Raw genomic sequence first — 21,705 nt, forward strand, 5'->3', positions numbered from 1 at the left:
GCAATTCAGATCCGATCGGTTGACAATTCATCGTCTTTATACTTCAAACAGACAGGGCTTTGAAAGGTCTGGTCGGCATATCTAAACAGGCAAAGTTTGCTACTGCTAATCGAATTAAGGAAATTTTGTTACCCATCACAAAATAACTTTTGTCTATTATCCGCAACCTTAGGCGACTACGATGAAAACCCGTCGCTAGAGAGTAACCTTTAATTGCATTCCATTGGGTATAATCCCCTGTTAATAATAGGTATACTTCTTCGCTCTGAGATTGTTATGAATGACGGGAACGTTATGTCTGATAGAAAATTTATTGAAGAATTTGACCTTCTTTTAATCGCTAACCAAATCATCCAAGAGCACGATGATTACATTGAGGGTATGCGCGCGACAAGCGTAGAAGAAAAAGACGACGTTTTAGTCTTTAAAGGGGAATACTTTCTTGATGAGAAAGGATTACCAACGGCAAACACGACTGCCGTTTTCAATATGTTTAAGTATCTAGCGCATCATCTTTCAAAAGAATTCACGCTTAAAAAATAGTCAAACAAGCCCCTAAAAAAGTAAAACCAGAGCCACATTGACTCTGGTTTTTTATCTGTTTATTTATGTGGAATACTTACTAGCAACTAAGCGATTTAAGCTTGTCGAAGTAGTCCGGGAACGTCTTCGATGTACATTTCGGATCGTTGATGGTCACAGGTGTATCACTCAACGCAACCAGTGAAAAACACATCGCCATTCGGTGGTCATCATAGGTGTCGATCGCAGCATGTTTGAGCTGAGGAACTGGCTTAACGATGATGTAATCCTCACCCTCTTCCACTTCAGCGCCAACTTTACGAAGTTCAGTCGCCATCGCAGACAAACGGTCGGTTTCTTTTACGCGCCAGTTGTAAACATTGCGAATCGCTGTCGTGCCTTCTGCAAACAGAGCCGTGGTTGCAATCGTCATCGCCGCGTCAGGGATATGGTTATAATCCATATCAATACCTTTCAGTTTACCCGCACGAGCAATCACATAGTCATCGCCCCATTCAATTTCAGCGCCCATTTTTTCAAGCGCATCTGCAAATTGAATGTCACCCTGAATACTGTTTTTACCAATACCGGTAACTTTAACTTCGCCACCTTTGATCGCCGCTGCTGCCAGGAAGTAAGACGCTGAAGAGGCGTCACCTTCAACGAGAAAATCACCAGGTGCAACGTAATGCTGACCAGCAGGTATCACAAATTCCTGATAATCATTGTTGATTACATTAACGCCAAACTGCTTCATGATATGCAGCGTGATATCGATGTACGGCTTAGACACCAGGTCGCCTTCGATATTGATGCGCACTTCGCCTTCAGCGAGTGGCGCAGACATAAGGAAAGCAGTTAAAAACTGACTCGAAATGGAACCATCAATCGATACCGTACCTGACTTCAAACCCGTTCCCACAATTTTCAATGGCGGGTAGTTTTCATTTTCGAGGTATTCGATATCTGCACCAGCATCTTGTAATGCAGTAACGAGGTGACCAATTGGGCGCTCTTTCATACGAGGCTCACCAGTCAAAACATACTCACCTTCACCAAGACACAGCGCAGCCGCTAGTGGGCGCATTGCCGTGCCAGCATTGCCTAAAAACAGCTCTACAGGCTCTGACACTGAGAATGGTTGGCCAAGTCCTTCCACAACACACTCGGTTTTGTCTTCAGACAACTGATATTGAACACCAAGCGTGTTAAGGGCGTTGAGCATATGACGGATGTCGTCACTATCTAGAAGGTTGGTCAGGCGAGTCGTGCCTTTTGCTAAAGCAGCTAGCAAAAGAGCTCGGTTAGAGACGCTTTTTGATCCTGGAAGATTAACTTCCCCTTGGATTTTATTGATTGGTTGTAACGTTAGGCTTTCCATTGAAAGTTGATAATCCTTTGTGCTCTCAGTTCACGTTTTTTGAGAGCTGAACAATTCTTCGTGGATTCAGACTAACCAAAAAATCAATACAAAACCAGAGCAAATCTACGCTAATTTATGAATAATTAGTCAGCGTATCTATTTGCCTGAAAACTAGGGCCTAATAGGCCATATCAACCCGCACACCGTCATCAAAATACAAAATACGAACCTCGTCGCCGCGGCCAAATAACATATTTCTATCAACGTCTTGAATAACATTGATAAGTTTGTCGCCATCAACCTTTATCAAAAGTTCAACCAACTGAGATTCAACCGTGTATTGCTCAGTACTTTGATTTTGTGCAACAGCTGCACCAGTAAGCGCACCAACGGCGGTCGCCACTTCTTTACCTGTTCCGCCACCAAACTGGTTTCCGACCAACCCACCGATTGTTGCACCTAGTAACGTTTTCCAGCCATTATTTTTTGATTTAACAACCTCTTGCTGCGTGATATAACGAACAGAATCCACTTTTCCATAGACAACTTCGTTGACGGGCTTTGCCACATTTCTTTCGTAAGCTGCATTGGCGAAAAATGGTAAAAGCAGTATGATCCAAAACCACAATTTCGCTCTATTTCGTGTTCGCGTCATCATAAACTCCTCTGGCTCAAATGTTGGTAATGACTTTTTATGGCAATTTATTTAACTGAACTTGGTAAGGCATTCACCTTCCCCTCTCCCTATAAAGCACTGAGCGACCCTAATGGGCTCCTGGCTTTTGGTGGCGACTTGGACCCGATGAGAATACTTAAAGGCTATCATCAGGGAATTTTTCCTTGGTACGGGCCTGGTGAGCCTATACTTTGGTGGAGCCCTTCTCCTCGTGCGGTCTTTGATCCTTTGACTTTTAAACCATCAAAAAGTCTCAGAAAGTTTCAGCGAAAACACAATTATCAAGTCACCCTAAATCAAGCAACCCAAAATGTGATTCAACTCTGCTCCTCCACTCGCCCTGAGAGTGAAACATGGCTCAACGAAGACATGCAAACGGCTTACATAGAACTCGCTGAGCTTGGGCATTGCCACTCAGTAGAAGTATGGCATGAAGATGAACTGATTGGCGGCTTGTACGGGTTAAGTGTCGGTCAGGTATTTTGCGGTGAATCTATGTTTAGTTTAAAGGATAACGCATCGAAAGTGGCTTTGTGGTATTTGTGTCATCACCTTAAATCAAATCAAGGTCAGTTGATTGACTGCCAGGTAATGAACTCTCATTTAGCTTCACTGGGCGCATTTGAACTTGATCGGGACGAGTTCATGCAAAAGCTACTATCTTTAAGAGAAAAGCAAATGGCTTCAGGCACTTTTGAGCCACAAGTTCTGCGGAATTCAGCATCATGAGCACGGATCTACAACATATTCGCATAGGATTGACCAACAACCACCCTTGTAGCTATCTACCTGAGCGACAAGAGCGTGTTGCGGTCGCACTTGATGACAATTTACATACAGAAAACAACTATCAGCTATTGATGGCTAACGGCTTTCGTCGCAGTGGTGACACGATATATAAACCACATTGTGAGCATTGCAACGCGTGCCAGCCTATCCGTGTGGCGATAAAAGACTTCACCCCTTCAAAAAGTCAGAAACGTCTGCTTAATAAAGGGCAAGGTTTGCGTTGGGAAATGAAACCGCAGATGGATCCCGACTGGTTTGAGCTCTATAGTCGCTACATTTGTAAACGTCATAAGAGCGGTACGATGTACCCACCCAAACGTGATGAGTTCGCTCGCTTTGCACAAACTAACTGGCTTACCACACTATTTTTGCACGTCTACGATGAATCAGAACAACTGGTTGCCATCGGCGTAACGGACGTCATGCCTCATTGTTCGAGTGCATTCTATACCTTTTTTGACCCTGATTACCCTCTATCGCTTGGTACATTAGCGGTGTTGTTTCAAATAGAGTACTGCCAAAAAAGCAACCAGCAATGGCTATACTTGGGTTATCAGATAGATGAATGTCCAGCAATGAACTATAAAACACGCTTTCAACGCCACCAAAGGCTAGTAAATCAGCGTTGGCGAGGGTAGAATACGCTCCAACTTTACATAATTACTATTTAGCGGCAAAATAAAGCCCGCTAAAATTTGCCTAATTTCTAAAGAGGATTAAATGGCTAAAGAAGACGTAATTGAGATGCAAGGCACTGTCCTTGACACTCTACCAAACACTATGTTCCGTGTTGAACTTGAAAACGGTCACGTTGTGACTGCGCATATCTCTGGTAAAATGCGTAAGAACTACATCCGTATCCTTACGGGTGACAAAGTAACTGTAGAGATGACTCCATACGACCTAACTAAAGGCCGCATCGTCTTCCGTGCTCGTTAATCTCTGATTTTCGGATGCAAATAAAAAACGGAGCCTGACGCTCCGTTTTTTATTTGTGGTCGATAAATCACAAGCAGAGCTATCGCGCATGATTCATGTTGCCCGAGTTTCGTTAAAAAAGGATGCTAACGCATCCTTTTTTGTTTCATAGAACCGAGAGCTTATCAGTGCACTGCGGCTTCTTTCTCGCTCAAATACTCAAATTCCAGAGCATCGTTTACGAGTGAAACTTTCACTGTGCCGCCGTTAACCAAAGAGCCGAACAGAAGCTCGTTCGCCAAAGGTTTCTTAAGCTGCTCTTGAATAACACGTCCCATTGGACGAGCACCCATCGCTTTGTCGTAACCCTTGTGTGCCAACCAGTGGCGCGCGTCTTGAGAGACTTCCATCGAGACACCACGAGCATCCAGCTGCACTTGAAGCTCAACGATAAACTTATCGACAACTTGATGGATAACCGTCTCATCCAGGCTGTTAAACCAGATGATGTTATCAAGGCGGTTACGGAATTCAGGAGTAAATACTTTCTTAATTTCCGCCATCGCGTCATGGCTGTTGTCTTGTTGAATCAAGCCTATCGATTTTTTCTCGGTTTCCGCAACACCAGCGTTGGTCGTCATGACAAGAATCACATTGCGGAAGTCCGCTTTACGACCGTTGTTGTCGGTAAGGGTGCCGTTATCCATCACTTGCAATAGCAAGTTAAAGATATCTGGATGCGCTTTCTCGATCTCATCCAACAGAACCACAGAGTGCGGGTGTTTGATCACCGCATCAGTGAGCAAGCCACCTTGGTCGTAACCCACATATCCTGGTGGAGCACCGATTAGACGGCTCACCGAATGACGTTCGCCGTATTCAGACATATCAAAACGCAGTAGCTCAATGCCAAGCAATTTAGATAGCTGAACAGTCACTTCCGTTTTACCGACACCTGTAGGGCCTGCAAACAAGAATGAACCGACAGGTTTATTGTCTACACCCAACCCTGCGCGGGTAAGCTTGATGGCTTCTGATAATGCATCAATCGCATTGTCTTGTCCGAACACAAGCATTTTCATCTTGCGGTCCAGATTCTTCAGAATATCTTTATCCGAAGAAGATACCGATTTTTCTGGAATGCGAGCCATTTTCGCGACCATCGCTTCAATGTCTGCGACACCGACGGTTTTCTTACGTCGGCTTGCTGGAGCCAAGCGGCTACATGCGCCAGCTTCATCAATAACGTCGATTGCTTTATCAGGTAAATGACGCTCATTAATGTACTTAGCCGATAATTCCACAGCAGCACGAAGTGCTTTGTTTGTATAGCGAACTTCGTGGTGCGCTTCGTACTTCGGCTTAAGACCCATCAAAATCTTAGTTGTGTCATCAAGTGATGGCTCAACAATATCGATTTTTTGGAAGCGACGAGAGAGTGCGCGCTCTTTCTCAAATATGTTGCTGTACTCTTGGTACGTTGTTGAGCCGATACAACGAAGCTTGCCGCTGCTAAGCAGAGGTTTAATTAAATTTGCCGCATCAACTTGACCGCCAGACGCAGCGCCCGCACCGATGATAGTATGAATTTCATCGATAAACAGAATGGCGTCTTCTTCTTTCTCAAGCTGTTTCAAAATGGTTTTGAAACGTTTCTCAAAATCACCGCGATACTTAGTACCCGCAAGCAAAGAACCAATGTCCAAAGAGTAGATTACGCTGTTTTCAATAACTTCAGGAACCTGCCCTTCAACAATTCTCCACGCCAGGCCTTCTGCAATCGCAGTTTTACCCACGCCAGCTTCACCGACAAGCAACGGGTTGTTTTTACGGCGACGACAAAGCACTTGAATAGTACGCTCGAGCTCTTTATCTCGACCGATTAGTGGATCAATATTCCCCGCTTTCGCCACCTGGTTTAAGTTGGTAGCAAAACTCTCCAGGCGCTCTTCCGAGTTCGAATCATCCGTACTTTCTGAACTGAAGGAATCTGGTGATGATGGATCTTCACTCGCGCCAGACGCTTTGGTAATGCCGTGGGAGATAAAATTGACGATGTCTAGGCGAGAGATATCATTTTTCTTAAGAAGGTAAGCAGCATGAGATTCTTGCTCGCTGAAAATAGCAACAAGTACGTTCGCCCCTGTCACTTCATTTCGACCCGACGACTGAACATGAAAAACTGCACGTTGTAGGACGCGTTGGAAGCTCAAAGTCGGCTGAGTTTCACGCGTCTCATCGCTTTCTGGGATGAGAGGCGTAGTTTGATCGATGAATATATCGAGTTCGTTACGCAAAGCATCTAAATCCGCTTTGCAGGCTAGAAGGGCTTCCTTAGCTGCATCATTTTCCAACAATGCAAGTAGGAGGTGTTCGACAGTCATAAACTCGTGACGTTTGTCGCGCGCACGAGCAAATGCACTGTTAAGGCTTGACTCTAGTTCTTTGTTTAGCATAAGTACCTCCCGAAAAAACAACTGGGGTTGTTCGAGCAAGTCTTCTTTTTACGCTTGCTCCATAGTGCAAAGCAACGGATGTTCATTTTCCCTTGCGTACATCGTAACTTGCGCTACTTTTGTCTCGGCAATTTCTGCGCTGTACGTCCCACAAACTGCCTTTCCTTCATAGTGTACCTTGAGCATTATTTGAGTCGCTCTATCTATATCATGAGAAAAGAATCGCTCAAGTACCTCTATGACGAAATCCATAGGTGTATAGTCATCATTGTTGAGTACAACGTTATACAGCTTAGGTGGCTGAATTTTTGTACTTTCTCGCTCCAGAAGATCAGAGTCTGGAGTGACCCACTCAAAATTTTTACTCATGGCAATTAAAGATATCGTATCAAAGGGTTGATGTTTTCGACCTATAAAAACAATCTACCACAAGCATGCTGCGCGGTGTAGTGAGAAGTGACACCGAAATAGAACTTTGATAGATAAAAGTTACTACCTATATAGAGACTAATGCACCTCTTGCGGGGGTGCAAATAAAAGATGCTTATCGATACGCTGTGATCTTTTACTTAAAATATTGCCGCTATCAACCCTAAGATTTCTTACTTATACGTTGTGATTGCGATACCAATGCACAGTCCGTATTAGATCACATTTCCCAATTTTTGAGGCGATATTTATCACGAAATCTTCATTTTTTATTCAATCAGAGGATTTCACTAACATAACAAACACAAATAGTATGGCTATTTTTCAACTTGTCATTTAGTAGCTAAAACATCTGAACATCAACGTACAGCCAGGAAAGTGTTTGCAAAATTGTTAATCTCAAAAGTGATTTGTTTTCAATAATGTTTCTGTTTGTTGCGAAACACTATTGACTGTGTGGACTGATTGACTACAGTGGAAAGTGTTGATGCATAAATCATCATCTGCGCGGAGCTTTTTTATTTCGAAGGCTCGCATAGTCGAGGGTTCACATTGACGCGATGGACGAACAGAAATTCTTCTGTTAGCAGTCGTTAAAAGTTAATAGTAGTTTCAAGTTAAAGGTATAACTTGATTAAAGTAACAACATCAGTAAAAAATGCATGAGGGATGTAAAAGCATGGCTACAGGTACAGTAAAGTGGTTTAACAATGCCAAAGGATTTGGGTTTATCTGTTCTGACGAAGAAGAAGGAGATATCTTTGCCCACTACTCAACTATCCAGATGGACGGTTATCGTACACTGAAAGCAGGCCAACAAGTCTCATACGAGATAGAAAAAGGTCCAAAAGGTTGTCACGCAAGCAGCGTAGTACCGATTGAAGACCAAGCGAAATAATTAGAGCGCTGTAGAAACAAACCATTGCTCTCGTAACATAGATTAAAACACTGTTTATCGTTACGCAGAGAAAAATAAACCCGCCAAGTCAGCGGGTTTATTATTATCTGAACGACACACCGCGCACGGTGTGTCAGATTCACATTACTTATCGATAATTGAGTTCAGGATTGCACTTGGACGCATTAGTTTAGACGTTAATGAGTCATCAAGTAGGTAGTAACCACCTAGCTCGCCTTTCACGCCTTGTGCGTTGTTCAACTCGGCAACAATCGCTTCTTCTTGCTCTGATAGTGCTTTTGCAATCGGTGCAAATTCAGCGGCCAGATCAGCATCCGCAGTTTGCTCAGCCAACGCTTTTGCCCAGTATGATGCTAGGTAGTAGTGACTACCGCGGTTATCCAGCTCACCCACTTTACGTGATGGTGACTTGTTGTTATCCAGGAATTCACCTGTCGCTTTATCCAGTGTATCTGCCAGAACTTGTGCTTTCGCATTGCCTGTAGCTACGCTTAGGTGCTCTAAAGATGCAGCTAGCGCTAGGAACTCACCAAGAGAGTCCCAACGAAGGTGGTTTTCTTTTTCAACTTGCTGAACGTGCTTTGGAGCAGAACCACCAGCACCAGTTTCAAACAGACCACCACCATTCATCAGTGGAACGATTGATAGCATCTTAGCTGACGTACCAAGCTCAAGAATTGGGAACAAGTCAGTTAGGTAGTCGCGTAGTACGTTACCTGTAACAGAAATTGTGTCCAGACCTGCTTTGATACGCTCTAGTGAGTACAGACATGCGTCTACTGGTGACAGAATCTTAATTTCTAAACCGTCAGTATCGTGATCAGGTAGGTATGCGTTAACCTTCTTGATAAGCTCTGCATCGTGTGCACGGTTTTCATCTAGCCAGAACACTGCAGGAACGCCTGTTGCGCGAGCACGAGTCACCGCTAGCTTAACCCAGTCTTGGATTGGAGCATCTTTCACCTGACACATACGGAAGATGTCGCCTTCTTCTACAGCTTGCTCAAGTAGAACCTGACCCGCTGTATCAACAACACGCACTGTACCTGCTGCATCTAGGATAAACGTCTTATCGTGAGAACCGTACTCTTCTGCTTTTTGAGCCATTAGACCAACGTTTGGAACGCTGCCCATTGTTGTTGGATCAAATGCACCATGCTCTTTACAGAAATCAATTACTGCTTGGTAAATACCTGCGTAGCAACGATCTGGAATCAGTGCTTTCGTATCTTTTTGCTTGCCGTCAGGACCCCACATTTGACCTGAAGAGCGAAGCATTGCTGGCATAGACGCGTCAACGATGATGTCGCTTGGTACGTGAAGGTTGGTGATACCACGGTCAGAATCAACCATCGCTAGTTCAGGCTGAGTTTGGTAAACCGCTTGAATTGCCGCTTCAATCTCTTCTTTTTGTGCTGCTGGTAGTGATTCGATTTTTGCGTAAACGTCACCAAGACCATTATTTACATCAACGCCAAGCTCTTCGAATAGCTTACCGTATTTAGCAAATACGTCTTTGTAGTACACTTTTACAGCGTGACCGAAGATAACAGGGTCAGAAACCTTCATCATGGTCGCTTTCATGTGTAGAGACAGCAATACGTCTTGTGCTTTTGCTTCAGCAATTTCTTTTTCGAAGAACTCAACCAGTGCTTTCTTCTTCATTACTGAGGAATCGATTACTTCTTTGTCTAATAGCGGGAATGCTGCTTTAAGTTCTTTAACCGAACCGTCAGCACCAACAAACTCGATTTTTACGTCTGTCGCATCTGAAACGGTAGTCGATTTTTCACTGCCAAAGAAGTCATTTCCAGACATGCTAGCGACATGTGATTTTGAATCCGCAGACCATGCACCCATTGAATGAGGGTTTTTCTTCGCATAGTTCTTAACAGAAAGCGGAGCACGACGGTCTGAGTTACCTTCACGCAGAACTGGGTTTACTGCACTACCCTTAATTTTGTCGTAAGCCGCTTTAATCGCTTCTTCTTCGTAAGTCGCTGGCTCATCTGGGTAATTTGGTAGATCGTATCCTTTGCTTTGAAGCTCTTTAATCGCCGCTCGTAGCTGTGGGATAGATGCAGAAATGTTTGGCAGCTTAATGATGTTCGCTTCTGGAGTTTGAGCTAGATTACCAAGCTCTGTCAACGCATCGCCAATACGTTGTTCTTCTTTCAAATGCTCTGGGAAGTTAGCGATAATTCGACCTGCTAGTGAAATATCACGAGTATCTACATTGATGCCAGACGATGCAGTAAACGATTGGATAATTGGTAGTAGTGAATAAGTTGCTAGCGCCGGTGCTTCATCAGTGATGGTGTAGATAATTGTAGGCTTTTCTGTAGGCATGAAATTTCCCTATATTTTAATCAACTTGTTGGTTGATCAACTCAATTTCTGAGTTGGTTTCTTTGACGCACTGCGCTTATGAGAAGTACGATTCAACTCGATAACGCAACATGCGGTGTGCACCCTTTGTTATAGTTTGAAGCGCTGGGCTCTGAATCCATGAGTGCACTGATATAATTAAACAATTAACACGAAATAGTCTATCATTCTGTGCGCGTTTATTAAATTTAGGCGCGCAAATGATATCCGATCATAAGAAAAGTTGAAACTTTCAAACACAGTTCATTTACATTTTTGTAGGGTAGTTAACATGTCATCTCGTACAGGTTATGAAAAAGGTCGTCGTAGTCATCAATCTAAAGAGGGGCATTTTAAACGTTCTGAAAAGTCTGACCGTCCCCGTACCACAACGAGTAATAAGCGCCGCTCTACCCGAGCAGCACAAAGTCAAAAGCCCCGCATCAACCCACAGGACCGCAAAGTGGTTGTGTTTAATAAACCTTATGACACGCTTAGCCAATTTACTGATGGTGATGGACGTAAAACACTCGCTGACTACATTCCGGTAAAAGATGTCTACGCCGCAGGACGATTAGATCGTGACAGTGAAGGCCTGATGGTGCTCACAAACGACGGTATTTTGCAGGCAAAACTAACACAGCCTAAATCTAAATCCCCTAAAACGTATTGGGTACAAGTCGATGGCGCGCCAGAAGAAGCCGATCTTGATAAACTGCGTAAAGGGGTAGAACTTAAGGACGGGATGACGCTACCAGCGAAAGTTGAAGTGATGGATGCGCCCGAGATCTGGGAAAGAACGCCAGCCGTGCGCTTCCGTGCCAATATTCCTACTACCTGGTTAGCGATAACCATCATCGAGGGAAGGAATCGCCAAGTGCGACGCATGACCGCTCATATCGGCTTCCCAACTCTACGTTTAGTACGTTTTTCAATGGGGAATATCGAGTTAGGCGATCTACAGCCGGGGGAGTGGAAAGAAATAGAGCTCTAGCCACTCTAATGAAAAAAGCCAGTAGCATCAGCTACTGGCTCTCTAAAAGCAGTCATCTATGTTGAGCGATTGCGATTACTGTTGGTCAACCAACCACTTGCGGAAGGCTTTACGCTCGTTTGGAGACAATTTCAAATACGTCATTTTCGCTTTTTGCATTTCCAGGCTATCTGGGCCAGCAGACGTCGCTGCCTGCTGCGTACCGTTTACTATACTCGCGCTGGCAGCGGGTGCGATTGCACTGCCCGCAAAACTAATGCCGTTGGCTGCGTTATAAATAGCAAGTTGCTCATCAAGGTTTGAATAAGGGAACGTGCCCTTTTTTCCCACCATTTTGACTTGGTCGTAGTTTATATCGCTGTCATTAAGGCTGACATTCCAATCAATCTTATCGCCTTCAAACACTCTTTTGGCTTGAGTTAGCTCGTTCAGTTGCGGACCATCGATTTCCAATTCGCCACCATTAACATCCAGAGTAAGAATATAAGGCGCTGAAGTGAAGTTACCACGCTTTTCACCTCGACCTAACATCGTATTCATACGCAATACGATTTGATTCGACCCCGTCGCAAGCATAAATGGTTCATCCATCTGTTTTGCATCTTGGCTATTGATAAATAGCACTTCAACTCCTTGAGCCGCATCTAGTTCCGTCAATGAACTGGTATTCGCATACGCATTAGGGACACTCAGCGCTGAAAGCGCCATTAAAATCGAAGTCCAAATTGTACGTTTCATGATTTAACCCTTTTTTATCATTAAGTTTTATACCCAAATAATCTCGAAGCCTGATATCACCATGCCTATAAGCTCAGTTGGGTATAACGCTTACCTATATAATCAATCCCTATATAACCAAAAAGGCCGCATAAATGCGACCTTTGGATTACATTCAACTTGATATCAAGTTATTAGAATGTGTAGTACATACCAGCTACAGCACCATCAGCTTCTGTTTTGTTGTTGCTGTCTGTTTTGTTTTCGTAATCAGAGTATTCTACGAATGCTGCGATGTTGCTAGAAACTGCGTAGTCTGCACCAACAGTGTAGTAGTTGATTTCTTCGTCGTTGTCACCTTCAGTGAAACCGAATGAAGTGTAAAGACGTGCTTTTTCGATTTGGTAGTCTAGAGCAGCAGAAATTGTTTCTAGGTCAGTAGCGCCATCGATGTCTTCAGACACGTAGTTCACTGCCGCGCCGAAGTTAGCGATGCTCATACGTGCTGCTACACCCATGATTTGGTGATCATCACCATGGCCACGGTTACCTTGATCTTGGTAAGTAGCGCCTACAGTGAACATTTCGTTAAATGCGTACTGAGCAGATACACCGTATGCTACATCTTCATCTTCGTTAGAAGATAGGTAAGAGTCAGCAATTAACTTAAGACCGCCAGTTGTGTACTTAAGTGAAACTGCATGGCCAGCAGACTCTAGAGAGCTAACGAAGTCATCCATGTAACCGAAACCTTCGTTAGTGTTATCGATTGTGATTGCGTCTAGAGAATCACCGAAGTCACCAACTTCACCAGCAGCGATACCGAAGTTTTCACCAACGCTGAAGCCGAAGTAAAGGTCGTCAGTTTTCATTGAATGATCATCATCCAACTTGCCTTCCCAACCGTTGAAACCGTTGCCGTTTTCGATTTCGAAAGAACCGAATGCAGTTACGCTGTCATTTAGCTTGTGTGTTGCATCGATCTGGATTTTAGCCCATAGGTCTACGTCAAGATCAGAGTCAGATTCAGTAGCTGCACCAGCGCTAGTTACTGTTGTTTCAGCAGCACTTAGGTAAGTATCGATTTCACCTTTTACGTTGAACGCTGTAGTACCGTCGTCGTAGATGTTGCCTGCAGCAAGTGCAGAAGTAGATACAGTTGCAACTGCTAATGCTAAAAGAGTCTTTTTCATAATTAATCCACTGCCTTTTCTTAGTTTGGGATATCCTTTCCGAATTCCCTTTTTTTATTTTTTTGAGCGCTAGCGTTAACTGGTTGTTACGCAATGCTTTCCCAAAATCTGAACCTAGAGTGCAAAAGATTGTTCTGCCTGTCAAATTTTCTAAACTCGAATGTAAAAAAACAAAAAAGATCTTATTTAACAACAAGTTGATATTTTACATATCATTTTTTAGATTAACATCTAAACAATAAACTTGATTTTTTCACAATTACACAACCATTAATTACAAATATAAACACCACGTTTGGATTAAAAACCAACCACTAAATTGGATTTTTATTCTTTAATTTTTATTAAATAAAGAATTTTATATATAAATACTAATGAACTCGATTTCATTTAGATTAGGTTCAATCTTTTTTTGTGAAGAAGATCCATATTCCGAACAAAAGCATTCCATTTTGTGAACTACTTTACAGCTAGTGATGTGTGCTACTATTCGCCTCCAACGCATTTGAGGCCCGTATGCTGACCAGTAACATTCAAAAATCGATTCGCCATAGCTACCAGAACTTACAAGCTCAGCTTGATAACTTTGTTCCTAGAAGAGCGCAAAACTATCTCGTTGCTGAAATAGCAAGAACACTTTGTGGCCAATATCATAAATCTAACCGCATGCTGGTCGCAGAAGCAGGGACTGGTATAGGTAAGTCACTCTCCTACTTGATGGCAGCCATTCCAGTCGCCGTTCACAACAATCGCAAAGTGGTGATATCTACTGCCACTGTCGCGCTACAAGAGCAGCTTATTAACAAGGATTTACCTTTATACCGCCGTCTAACGGATAAAGAGTTTTCTTTTATTCTGGCAAAAGGTAGGCAACGTTATTGCTGTGCAGAAAAACTTGCTACGGCGAGCGGGGTCGATGGCGGCCAATTAGCAATGTTCGAAACCAAGCCTAAGAAAAAAGATATTGAGCTGTTGGAGACGATGTATCGCTCTCTAGCTCAAGGCAAATGGGACGGGGATCGTGACTCGTGGCCAAAACCTATTGATGACCAGCTGTGGCAGCTTATTGTCAGTGATAAGCACAGTTGCAATAACAGTTTGCCAGGACATCGTGGTTGTCCTTTTCAAAAGGCTCGCTCAGAGTTAGATAAAAACGACGTCATCATTGCAAACCATTCTCTAGTAATGGCTGATGCCGACTTAGGTGGTGGCGTGATTTTGCCAGAGCCCGAAAACACCATTTATGTCTTCGACGAAGCGCATCACTTACCGCATGTCGCGCGCGATCATGCGTCTGCATCAGCGAGTTTGAAGGGTGCTGCCGCGTGGTTAGAAAAGCTCAATCAATCAATCAGCAAGTTTTCCTCGCTAGCGGATGAAAAACGCGTATCTCGATTCCGCAATGATTTACAGGAATCCGTGCAAACCTTGATACCTGAGCTTAGCCAGTTGGCAAAGCAGTTTGACCCTGCCCACTTTGACCAAGACATTTATCGCTTTGAACACGGAGAGCTGCCGACCTGGTTGGAGAATCAATCAAAAGATCTCAAACAAGCGAGTAAGAAAGCGAATCAAAGTGTCGCAAAAATCGCCGATCTTATCGCTGAGCGTGTAAAAGATGGGGAACTTTCGACCAGATTAGCCGAACCTGCGCTTGCGGAGCTGGGGTTTTATATCCAACGTTTGGAAAACCTCGCCCAAGTCTGGCATCTGATGGCTGAACCGACACGTGAAAAAGGCGCTCCTCTGGCGAGATGGTTACAAAAACATCCAGAGCGTGAAGGCGACTTCATCGTCAGCGTTTCCCCGTTGGAAATCGGCTGGCAGCTTGACCAACAAATTTGGAGTCGCTGTATTGGTGCGGTATTAGTATCGGCAACGATTAGAGCACTAAATTCGTTCCATTACTTTTGTCATCAAGCTGGCATTGATGGTAAACCAGAGTCTGGCACTCAGTTTTTAGCGTTGGCTTCACCATTTGATTATCAGAACCAGGCTGAGTTACTTATTCCAGCGATGAAATATGAACCGCCTGCACCTCAGTTTACTGAATATCTTATTGAGATATTGCCTAAGTACTTAGAAGACAATAAAGCCAACTTAGTATTATTCTCTTCTTACTGGCAAATGAACCAAGTCGCCGAGGCCTTGTCTACAGACTTTGTTAAGCGAGGCTGGGCGTTGCAAGTACAAGGTGAAAGCTCGCGCCAAGAAATTCTAAAAAAACATAAAAAGCTAATAGAAACAAATAAAACCAGTGTTCTATTTGGTACCGGAAGCTTTTCTGAAGGACTTGATTTACCAGGTGAGCTTCTCGAAAACCTGGTCATTACCAAGATACCATTTGGTGTTCCGACTTCGCCTGTAGAACAGGCTCATTCCGAATACATCGAAAAGAAAGGCGGAAATCCATTTATGCAGATCACTGTACCAGATGCGAGTAAAAAGCTGATCCAAGGCGTTGGTCGGTTACTGCGAAAAGAGCGCGATTCTGGTAGAGTAACCATTCTAGATAGACGCCTTGTCACAAAGAGATATGGGCAAGCGTTAATCGACTCGCTGCCGCCATTTAAACGTAAAATAGAATATTAGAAGAAAAACCATTTATGGAAATGATTGAGCCAGGCATGTTGCTGGTGTTGGCGCTTGTCGCTTTTGTTGCTGGATTCATCGATGCCGTTGCTGGTGGTGGTGGTATGCTAACCGTCCCAACGTTGTTATCTTTGGGGCTTCCTCCCCACATCGCTCTGGGAACAAACAAACTCGCCGCGACGTTTGCCTCTTCGACGGCGGCTTTCACTTACTACAAAAAGCGCTTATTCCGCCCAAGATGCTGGGGGAGAGCCTTCGTTGCCACGCTAATAGGAGCAACCGTTGGTACGCTGTTTGTCGACGCTATAAGTACCGAGTGGTTAGAGAAAGTATTGCCGCTGATCATCTTGGCAGCTGCTCTATATACCGTTTTCCATAAAACGCCGAAAACGACACACCAAAGTCCAATACCAGAGCCGTGTCCTCGACTACATAAAAAACAATATGCACAAGGCTTTTCACTTGGCTTCTACGATGGGCTAGCAGGTCCTGGCACGGGGGCATTCTGGACGGTGAGCTCAATGGCACTCTACCGACTGAATATCCTACTTGCATCTGGCTTGGCAAAAGCAATGAACTTTACCAGTAACTTTACTTCCCTCATTACTTTTGCAGTGTTGGGGCATATCAACTGGGTGCTAGGCTTAACGATGGGGCTATGCTTAATGGCAGGTGCTTTTGTCGGGGCTCATTCTGCGATTCACTTTGGCGCTAAATTCATTCGCCCGGTATTCGTTACCGTGGTGAGTATACTTGCTATAAAATTGGCTTATGATGCTTGGTTTGTAGGGTTAACATGAACATCGATCAACTTTCAGCACATTTAGAGCAGATGGCAAAACAAGCCGCCATGCTTGATCGTCAAAGGGGAGAGCATCATGTGCCTCTTTTTGATGAACGTCTGTTTAGCTGTCGTTCTCGATTGCTCACACCTTGTGTCAAAGAAGCCAAGTCAACACTGGGCGCCATCGTTCGAGAGCAGAACGAAGGCAAGTTAACCGCCCTGCGCGCTGAATATCTTACTGAACGTTTGGTCGCACAGATTGCTGCCATCCAGCGAGAAATCTCAACAACCAAAATCCGTAAAAACGAAATCAAGCACAGCAGCCATTTTCGAAAACCTATCAATGTTCTGTATCAAGAGCTTGCTCAGCATCAAGAGTGGGCTCGTCGTTTACGAGAAATGGTCCTTGAAAAAGAGAGAGCAGTAGCAACAGCTCCGAGTTTCATGCGCGCAGAAGCGCAGAAGGTTTTACTCGCTACAGAACAACGGCTGGAACGCTGCGAAGCGGCGTTAGTTAAGCTCGAAAACCAAATCACTCACAGGGAAAAACATCAGTAATGTCTGACCAACCAACCTCTCCTCTTGACGATGCACCAGATGATGTAAAACTGGCCGTCGACCTCATCTACTTACTCGAATCAAACGAAGTTGACCCTGAAGTTGCGTTAAGTGCTTTGAAAATAGTGCAAATAGATTTAGAGAACAAATTAAAATCTAAACAGTAAGCTGGCTTTAGCAATTGCCACTACATTTTGTTCGAGACAAAAGCTTTTTAATCGCGGCGAGAGGCGGACGGCTAGTTGTTTGCAGCCTAGCCATTCTAAGTAAAACACCTCTCAACAAAGAGTAAAACGCTTTTAGTAGGGGCACCTTTATACTGCGTTATCGGCTTATCAGTTAGGTCAACAGACCCAGGGCATGGATTATGAAAATACATTAATAAATGCCAACTGGGATTAGTAAATGAGGTTTATGACATGATTAGGTTCCAACTGAAAAACCTTGTTTACCATAAAAGATGGCCAATAACTGGTGCCAATAACACAGTAATCATACCAGCGAGCATCATCGCAACGCTGGATATGACCCCTTCAGAACTTCCCAGTTGATAGGCTTTTGCAGTACCCGCTCCGTGAGCAGAAGCTCCCAGACTTGACCCCTTGCCCAAGCGAGAACGAATGGATAAAACGGTAAGAATTACTTCTCCAACAGCCATTCCGATGACACCAGTCATCACGACAAATAATGCCGTTAAATCTTCTTGACCACCTATCAATTTACTCGCTTCAACCGCAAAAGGCGTCGTAATAGAACGCATTGCTAAGCTTTTCTGCAAAATCGCTGACAGACCAAAGATTTTGGCCAACAAAACAGAGCTTCCTATGGCTACAAAAATGGACGTAAGAACACCAATTGACATGGATAACCAATGCCGTTGAATAAGACGACGGTTGTCATACACGGGAATAGCAAAAGCAACAGTGGCAGGGCCAAGCATCCACAACAGCCAATGAGACTCTGACATATAAGATTGATAAGGAATATGAAAAGCGAACACGACCACAATCAGCAACAAGGGCGCCAGCAACAAAGGCATCAAAAAAATCGTTTTTTTACGCTGATAAAGTATTTTGCTCAAATAATAAAAAACAACCGTCATCAATAAACACAATATACCCAATCCAAAATCTGTTTCGAACATAGTTAGTGCTCCGTATGTTTTGTCAGTTTTTGGTAGTGTCTGTTGCTTTTTCTCCGGGACAACTGCAACTCAAAACGATAAACACGATCAACAACCGCAGCCGTAATTCCCAAAACTAAAACTGTACTAATCAGTAATACAACAAATATTCGTAATCCTTCCGTTTCCATCAGTGATTGGTATTTCACCACGGCAACTACAGCTGGCACAAAGAACAATAGCATTTCAGCTAACAGCCAAGTTGCACCTTTACGTAACCAGCTTGCTTTGATCACACCAAGAAACAGACACAACAGTAATATCAACATCCCAGCCAAATTAGCTGGCACCGGAAAATTAAACTGTTTAACCAAATACTCGGCAATCAACCATATCGCAGATAACAAGCCAATTTGCAGCAAGGTAAGCAATCCACCAGTAAATACCTTCATGACTTCTCACTCCATTCTGAGATTTTGATCACATTATATCCAGAACAAAAATAGTCATATAGTGAATTTTTATTATCAAAAGCATGCCAAAATGGAATAGTTTGTAATAGCTAAATTGAGCAAAGCATGGACATTAAATCACTTCGTTATTTTGTCGAACTCATTGATCAAAAAAGTTTCACCCGGGCTTCAGAAAATTTATACGTGACCCAGCCAACAATCAGCAAAATGATACAAAGTCTCGAACAGTCTGTTGCACAACCACTGATACATCGTGAGGGGAGAAAGTTCTGGCTAACTGATGCAGGAGAAATCGTATATCTTCGGGCAAAACAAATATTAGAGACAATGGCACAATTAAACTCCGAACTCATTGATCTCAACAAATTAGAACGAGGTCATCTTCGCTTAGGCATCCCACCTATGGTTGGTCCCCTGTACGCTGGATTAATTCGCCAATATAAACAACTCTACCCGAATGTAGAACTAACGATCGTCGAATACGGAGGCAGGAGGATTGAGCAGGCACTTATCGAAGGCGATCTTGATGTTGCAATCACCATGTTAGCGACTCAGAATAGAGATTGCTTAACAAACCTTGTCCTTGATGAATATCCCATTCATGCCATTTTACCTGACACAACTTCTTGGTCAGAAAAAAGCTCGATCTCATGGGAAGAGCTAAAAGAGGAACCTTTCTATATCTACACAGAAGAATTTACTTTGAGTGATTACATTCTGAGCCAATGCCAACAAGCAGGGTATTCTCCGCAAATTTCAGCCCGTAGTAGCCAGTGGGACTTTCTCGTTGCTCTCGTGAAAAGTGGAGTTGGTGTGACCTTTCTTCCCCAACCTTTATGTAATCGTATTCTTGACGAAGATCTGCTGATAATACCTATTCAGCCCTCCATCAACTGGCAACTTGGCGTGGTTTGGAATCAAGAGAGATATATCTCTAAAGCTGCAGAGGCATGGATTAAACTTTGTCAGGAAAGTGGAAGGAGCCATGCATAGCCTAAAGCAAGGGCTTTCATGCGTAATGGCGGTAATATCCTCGATTTGAAAGCGGCACTAGGTCATGTCAAAATTGAACAAACGATGGTTTACGCCAGATCACCTTTCGTCGGTAGTCAATTTCAACCCGATCAGCGGCCTCAAAGTATAGCGATAAAAATGGCGACAAAGTGGCGGCGTTACTCAACAAACCTCGCCATCATCCATCAAAATACACTTTATTAGTTTTCAAAAACCCTTTAGCCAAAAGGCATTACAAGGGATAACAATAGGTTCAAAAGTATATGAAAGTAATCAGCTTTAACATCAATGGACTCCGTGCAAGACTGCATCAGCTCCAGGCGCTCATCGACAAACACCAGCCTGACGTTATTGGGCTTCAGGAAATCAAAGTCCACGATGAAGCGTTTCCAATAGCAGATGTCGAAGCCATGGGTTACAAAGTGTATTTTCATGGTCAAAAAGCGCACTACGGTGTTGCGATGCTTTGTAAGCAAGAACCTATCAGTGTGCAGAAAGGTTTTCCGACCGATAACGAAGAACATCAAAAGCGCATGATCATGGCGACCTTTGAAGACGAAAATGGTGAAAAGATAACGGTACTTAACGGCTACTTCCCTCAAGGGGACAATATCAGCCACGAAACCAAATTTCCGTATAAGCGCCAGTTCTACAGAGATCTAATGACATATTTGAATGATCATCATAGTAACGATGAACAATTAATTGTTATGGGCGACATCAACATCAGTCCAATTGATGACGACATCGGCATTGGCGAGCCAAATCGCAAACGCTGGCTAAAAACGGGCAAATGTTCGTTCCAACCAGAAGAGCGTGAATGGCTGAAAATTTTATTAGACTGGGGCTTTGAAGATACTTTCCGTAAACTGTACCCAGAAGTGAATGACCGTTTTTCGTGGTTTGATTACCGTTCTCGCGGTTTTGATGACAACCGTGGTCTACGAATCGATGTGATTTTAGCGACGCCTTCACTAGCACAGAAATGTATCGAATCAGGTATCGACTATGAACTGCGTGGGATTGAAAAACCATCTGACCACGCCCCTATCTGGTCAACGTTCAAGTAGTCCTTTCTCACCTAAATAAAAAGAGCGCATTGATGCGCTCTTTTTATTTGTTGCTGCCATTGGTCTTATTGGCTTAGTGGTCGAGAATAGGCTAGCAATCGCTTTTCTGCCTGTTTAAAACACCACAGGATGATAAACGTCAGCGACATATAGAATAAACCCGCCGTTAAGAACGATTCAAATGGAGCGTAGTAACGTGAGTTAACCAAACGAGCTGCGCCGGTTAGATCCATTATGGTTACAATGCCCGCTACCGCACTACCGTGCAGCATGAAGATCACCTCGTTTGAATATACTGGTAAAGCTCTTCGTAATGCACTCGGTAAAATGATACGACGGTAAGTCTTAAATTTACTCATTCCATACGCTTTAGCCGCTTCTACTTCGCCTTTTGGTAAGCCATTAATTGCGCCTCGGATAATCTCTGCCGTGTAAGCTGAAGTATTCAATACAAACGCAACCAGTGCACAAAACCAAGCGTTTTCCCAAAGGGTATCTTTTACCGGGAAGAACTGGTCCATACCATAATAAATGAGGTATAGCTGAACCAGTAACGGTGTCCCACGGAAAAAGTAGATAAACGCCCATGCTGGCATGCTTAACGCGTAGTTTTTACTGTTTCTTGCTATCGCCATTGGGATAGACACACTCAGCCCAATGATAAGCGAAATACCCACCAGCCATACCGTTGTCCAAAGTCCACTTAGATAAATCGGGAAGCTTTCAATAATCAGTGAAAAGTCCATAA

22 protein-coding genes are annotated in these 21,705 nt (G+C 43.7%); 12 read left to right on the plus strand and 10 right to left on the minus strand.

Features of this window, described 5'->3' with window-relative positions:
- The first annotated feature begins 294 nt into the window (after positions 1 to 294).
- Complete coding sequence (locus tag V1U08_RS09915) at positions 295 to 543, plus strand: YciN family protein (RefSeq protein WP_014231326.1); 249 nt, start codon at positions 295 to 297, stop codon at positions 541 to 543.
- Positions 544 to 622: 79 nt separating this feature from the next.
- Here the strand turns inward: V1U08_RS09915 and aroA are convergent, their stop codons facing one another.
- A complete protein-coding gene (gene aroA / locus V1U08_RS09920; RefSeq protein WP_065299388.1) occupies positions 623 to 1,903 on the minus strand; it encodes a 3-phosphoshikimate 1-carboxyvinyltransferase in 1,281 nt (426 codons plus the stop codon).
- 160 nt (positions 1,904 to 2,063) lie between these two features.
- A complete protein-coding gene (locus tag V1U08_RS09925) occupies positions 2,064 to 2,540 on the minus strand; it encodes a glycine zipper 2TM domain-containing protein (protein WP_330470556.1) in 477 nt (158 codons plus the stop codon).
- Positions 2,541 to 2,579: 39 nt separating this feature from the next.
- Here V1U08_RS09925 and aat point away from each other — a divergent pair, with 39 nt between their 5' ends.
- From aat to infA, 3 genes are all read left to right on the plus strand, one after another.
- A complete protein-coding gene (gene aat, locus V1U08_RS09930; protein WP_065299386.1) occupies positions 2,580 to 3,290 on the plus strand; it encodes a leucyl/phenylalanyl-tRNA--protein transferase in 711 nt (236 codons plus the stop codon).
- Positions 3,287 to 3,988, plus strand: a complete 702-nt coding sequence (locus V1U08_RS09935; RefSeq protein ID WP_330470524.1) for an arginyltransferase — start codon at positions 3,287 to 3,289, stop codon at positions 3,986 to 3,988. The genes aat and V1U08_RS09935 overlap by 4 nt, the downstream gene beginning before the upstream one ends.
- 82 nt (positions 3,989 to 4,070) lie before the next feature.
- Positions 4,071 to 4,289: a translation initiation factor IF-1 gene (gene infA, locus V1U08_RS09940; RefSeq protein ID WP_006075347.1), complete on the plus strand. Its 219-nt coding sequence runs from the start codon at positions 4,071 to 4,073 to the stop codon at positions 4,287 to 4,289.
- A gap of 164 nt (positions 4,290 to 4,453) precedes the next feature.
- Here the strand turns inward: infA and clpA are convergent, their stop codons facing one another.
- Positions 4,454 to 6,724: an ATP-dependent Clp protease ATP-binding subunit ClpA gene (gene clpA, locus V1U08_RS09945; RefSeq protein WP_014231321.1), complete on the minus strand. Its 2,271-nt coding sequence runs from the start codon at positions 6,722 to 6,724 to the stop codon at positions 4,454 to 4,456.
- A gap of 48 nt (positions 6,725 to 6,772) precedes the next feature.
- Positions 6,773 to 7,093, minus strand: coding sequence for an ATP-dependent Clp protease adapter ClpS (gene clpS, locus V1U08_RS09950; RefSeq protein WP_014231320.1), 321 nt, complete (start codon positions 7,091 to 7,093; stop codon positions 6,773 to 6,775).
- A gap of 739 nt (positions 7,094 to 7,832) precedes the next feature.
- On the opposite strand from clpS, the gene cspD reads away from it, so the two are divergent.
- Complete coding sequence (gene cspD, locus V1U08_RS09955; protein WP_014231319.1) at positions 7,833 to 8,051, plus strand: cold shock domain-containing protein CspD; 219 nt, start codon at positions 7,833 to 7,835, stop codon at positions 8,049 to 8,051.
- A gap of 144 nt (positions 8,052 to 8,195) precedes the next feature.
- Here the strand turns inward: cspD and V1U08_RS09960 are convergent, their stop codons facing one another.
- Positions 8,196 to 10,421 carry an NADP-dependent isocitrate dehydrogenase gene (locus V1U08_RS09960; RefSeq protein WP_330470525.1) on the minus strand — a complete coding sequence of 742 codons (2,226 nt, stop codon included), beginning with the start codon at positions 10,419 to 10,421 and terminating at the stop codon, positions 8,196 to 8,198.
- A gap of 310 nt (positions 10,422 to 10,731) precedes the next feature.
- Between V1U08_RS09960 and V1U08_RS09965 the strand changes: the two genes are divergently transcribed.
- A complete protein-coding gene (locus V1U08_RS09965) occupies positions 10,732 to 11,433 on the plus strand; it encodes a pseudouridine synthase (protein WP_020332867.1) in 702 nt (233 codons plus the stop codon).
- Between the two features lie 75 nt (positions 11,434 to 11,508).
- Here the strand turns inward: V1U08_RS09965 and V1U08_RS09970 are convergent, their stop codons facing one another.
- Both V1U08_RS09970 and V1U08_RS09975 read right to left on the minus strand, forming a co-directional pair.
- A complete protein-coding gene (locus tag V1U08_RS09970) occupies positions 11,509 to 12,171 on the minus strand; it encodes a DUF2057 family protein (RefSeq protein ID WP_020332866.1) in 663 nt (220 codons plus the stop codon).
- Positions 12,172 to 12,344: 173 nt separating this feature from the next.
- Positions 12,345 to 13,343 carry a porin gene (locus V1U08_RS09975; protein ID WP_330470526.1) on the minus strand — a complete coding sequence of 333 codons (999 nt, stop codon included), beginning with the start codon at positions 13,341 to 13,343 and terminating at the stop codon, positions 12,345 to 12,347.
- A 516-nt stretch (positions 13,344 to 13,859) separates the two neighbouring features.
- Here V1U08_RS09975 and dinG point away from each other — a divergent pair.
- Genes dinG through rsmS form a run of 4 tightly spaced genes read left to right on the plus strand, consistent with a single transcriptional unit; the run spans position 13,860 to position 17,444 of the window.
- Positions 13,860 to 15,935 (plus strand): ATP-dependent DNA helicase DinG, encoded by a 2,076-nt coding sequence (gene dinG / locus V1U08_RS09980; RefSeq protein WP_330470527.1) that lies wholly within the window; start codon positions 13,860 to 13,862, stop codon positions 15,933 to 15,935.
- A 14-nt stretch (positions 15,936 to 15,949) separates the two neighbouring features.
- Positions 15,950 to 16,735, plus strand: coding sequence for a sulfite exporter TauE/SafE family protein (locus V1U08_RS09985; protein WP_020332864.1), 786 nt, complete (start codon positions 15,950 to 15,952; stop codon positions 16,733 to 16,735).
- Entirely contained in the window at positions 16,732 to 17,277 is a 546-nt protein-coding gene (locus V1U08_RS09990) for a primosomal replication protein (RefSeq protein WP_014231312.1), read from the plus strand. The genes V1U08_RS09985 and V1U08_RS09990 overlap by 4 nt, the downstream gene beginning before the upstream one ends.
- The gene (gene rsmS / locus V1U08_RS09995; RefSeq protein WP_014231311.1) at positions 17,277 to 17,444 is read left to right on the plus strand and encodes a pleiotropic regulatory protein RsmS; all 168 of its coding nucleotides are present in this window, start codon (positions 17,277 to 17,279) and stop codon (positions 17,442 to 17,444) included. Before V1U08_RS09990 ends, rsmS begins: the two co-directional genes overlap by 1 nt.
- Positions 17,445 to 17,725: 281 nt before the next feature.
- Here rsmS and V1U08_RS10000 read toward each other — a convergent pair whose 3' ends face one another.
- A complete protein-coding gene (locus tag V1U08_RS10000; RefSeq protein WP_020332862.1) occupies positions 17,726 to 18,421 on the minus strand; it encodes an LrgB family protein in 696 nt (231 codons plus the stop codon).
- Between the two features lie 2 nt (positions 18,422 to 18,423).
- Positions 18,424 to 18,852 carry a CidA/LrgA family protein gene (locus tag V1U08_RS10005; protein WP_065296591.1) on the minus strand — a complete coding sequence of 143 codons (429 nt, stop codon included), beginning with the start codon at positions 18,850 to 18,852 and terminating at the stop codon, positions 18,424 to 18,426.
- Positions 18,853 to 18,978: 126 nt separating this feature from the next.
- Here V1U08_RS10005 and V1U08_RS10010 point away from each other — a divergent pair, with 126 nt between their 5' ends.
- Positions 18,979 to 19,866 carry a LysR family transcriptional regulator gene (locus V1U08_RS10010; protein ID WP_014231308.1) on the plus strand — a complete coding sequence of 296 codons (888 nt, stop codon included), beginning with the start codon at positions 18,979 to 18,981 and terminating at the stop codon, positions 19,864 to 19,866.
- Positions 19,867 to 20,150: 284 nt separating this feature from the next.
- Positions 20,151 to 20,957: an exodeoxyribonuclease III gene (gene xthA, locus V1U08_RS10015; protein ID WP_330470528.1), complete on the plus strand. Its 807-nt coding sequence runs from the start codon at positions 20,151 to 20,153 to the stop codon at positions 20,955 to 20,957.
- A gap of 65 nt (positions 20,958 to 21,022) precedes the next feature.
- On the opposite strand, the gene V1U08_RS10020 is transcribed toward xthA, so the two are convergent.
- Positions 21,023 to 21,703, minus strand: a complete 681-nt coding sequence (locus tag V1U08_RS10020; RefSeq protein WP_014231305.1) for an ABC transporter permease — start codon at positions 21,701 to 21,703, stop codon at positions 21,023 to 21,025.
- Positions 21,704 to 21,705 lie beyond the last annotated feature (2 nt).

Origin of the sequence: Vibrio sp. YYF0003, assembly GCF_036350715.1 — a bacterium.
In the GTDB taxonomy this organism is placed as follows: Bacteria; Pseudomonadota; Gammaproteobacteria; order Enterobacterales; family Vibrionaceae; genus Vibrio; species Vibrio natriegens.

Coding starts and splice junctions, on each gene's coding strand:
- V1U08_RS10020 (WP_014231305.1), bottom strand. CDS start 21,703: ATGGACTTTTCACTGATTATTGAAAGCTTCCCGATTTATCTAAGTGGA.
- V1U08_RS09915 (WP_014231326.1), top strand. CDS start 295: ATGTCTGATAGAAAATTTATTGAAGAATTTGACCTTCTTTTAATCGCT.
- xthA (WP_330470528.1), top strand. CDS start 20,151: ATGAAAGTAATCAGCTTTAACATCAATGGACTCCGTGCAAGACTGCAT.
- V1U08_RS09970 (WP_020332866.1), bottom strand. CDS start 12,171: ATGAAACGTACAATTTGGACTTCGATTTTAATGGCGCTTTCAGCGCTG.
- dinG (WP_330470527.1), top strand. CDS start 13,860: ATGCTGACCAGTAACATTCAAAAATCGATTCGCCATAGCTACCAGAAC.
- V1U08_RS09960 (WP_330470525.1), bottom strand. CDS start 10,421: ATGCCTACAGAAAAGCCTACAATTATCTACACCATCACTGATGAAGCA.
- V1U08_RS09990 (WP_014231312.1), top strand. CDS start 16,732: ATGAACATCGATCAACTTTCAGCACATTTAGAGCAGATGGCAAAACAA.
- V1U08_RS10000 (WP_020332862.1), bottom strand. CDS start 18,421: ATGTTCGAAACAGATTTTGGATTGGGTATATTGTGTTTATTGATGACG.
- clpA (WP_014231321.1), bottom strand. CDS start 6,724: ATGCTAAACAAAGAACTAGAGTCAAGCCTTAACAGTGCATTTGCTCGT.
- aroA (WP_065299388.1), bottom strand. CDS start 1,903: ATGGAAAGCCTAACGTTACAACCAATCAATAAAATCCAAGGGGAAGTT.
- rsmS (WP_014231311.1), top strand. CDS start 17,277: ATGTCTGACCAACCAACCTCTCCTCTTGACGATGCACCAGATGATGTA.
- infA (WP_006075347.1), top strand. CDS start 4,071: ATGGCTAAAGAAGACGTAATTGAGATGCAAGGCACTGTCCTTGACACT.
- V1U08_RS09925 (WP_330470556.1), bottom strand. CDS start 2,540: ATGACGCGAACACGAAATAGAGCGAAATTGTGGTTTTGGATCATACTG.
- clpS (WP_014231320.1), bottom strand. CDS start 7,093: ATGAGTAAAAATTTTGAGTGGGTCACTCCAGACTCTGATCTTCTGGAG.
- aat (WP_065299386.1), top strand. CDS start 2,580: ATGGCAATTTATTTAACTGAACTTGGTAAGGCATTCACCTTCCCCTCT.
- cspD (WP_014231319.1), top strand. CDS start 7,833: ATGGCTACAGGTACAGTAAAGTGGTTTAACAATGCCAAAGGATTTGGG.
- V1U08_RS09965 (WP_020332867.1), top strand. CDS start 10,732: ATGTCATCTCGTACAGGTTATGAAAAAGGTCGTCGTAGTCATCAATCT.
- V1U08_RS09985 (WP_020332864.1), top strand. CDS start 15,950: ATGGAAATGATTGAGCCAGGCATGTTGCTGGTGTTGGCGCTTGTCGCT.
- V1U08_RS10010 (WP_014231308.1), top strand. CDS start 18,979: ATGGACATTAAATCACTTCGTTATTTTGTCGAACTCATTGATCAAAAA.
- V1U08_RS09975 (WP_330470526.1), bottom strand. CDS start 13,343: ATGAAAAAGACTCTTTTAGCATTAGCAGTTGCAACTGTATCTACTTCT.
- V1U08_RS10005 (WP_065296591.1), bottom strand. CDS start 18,852: ATGAAGGTATTTACTGGTGGATTGCTTACCTTGCTGCAAATTGGCTTG.
- V1U08_RS09935 (WP_330470524.1), top strand. CDS start 3,287: ATGAGCACGGATCTACAACATATTCGCATAGGATTGACCAACAACCAC.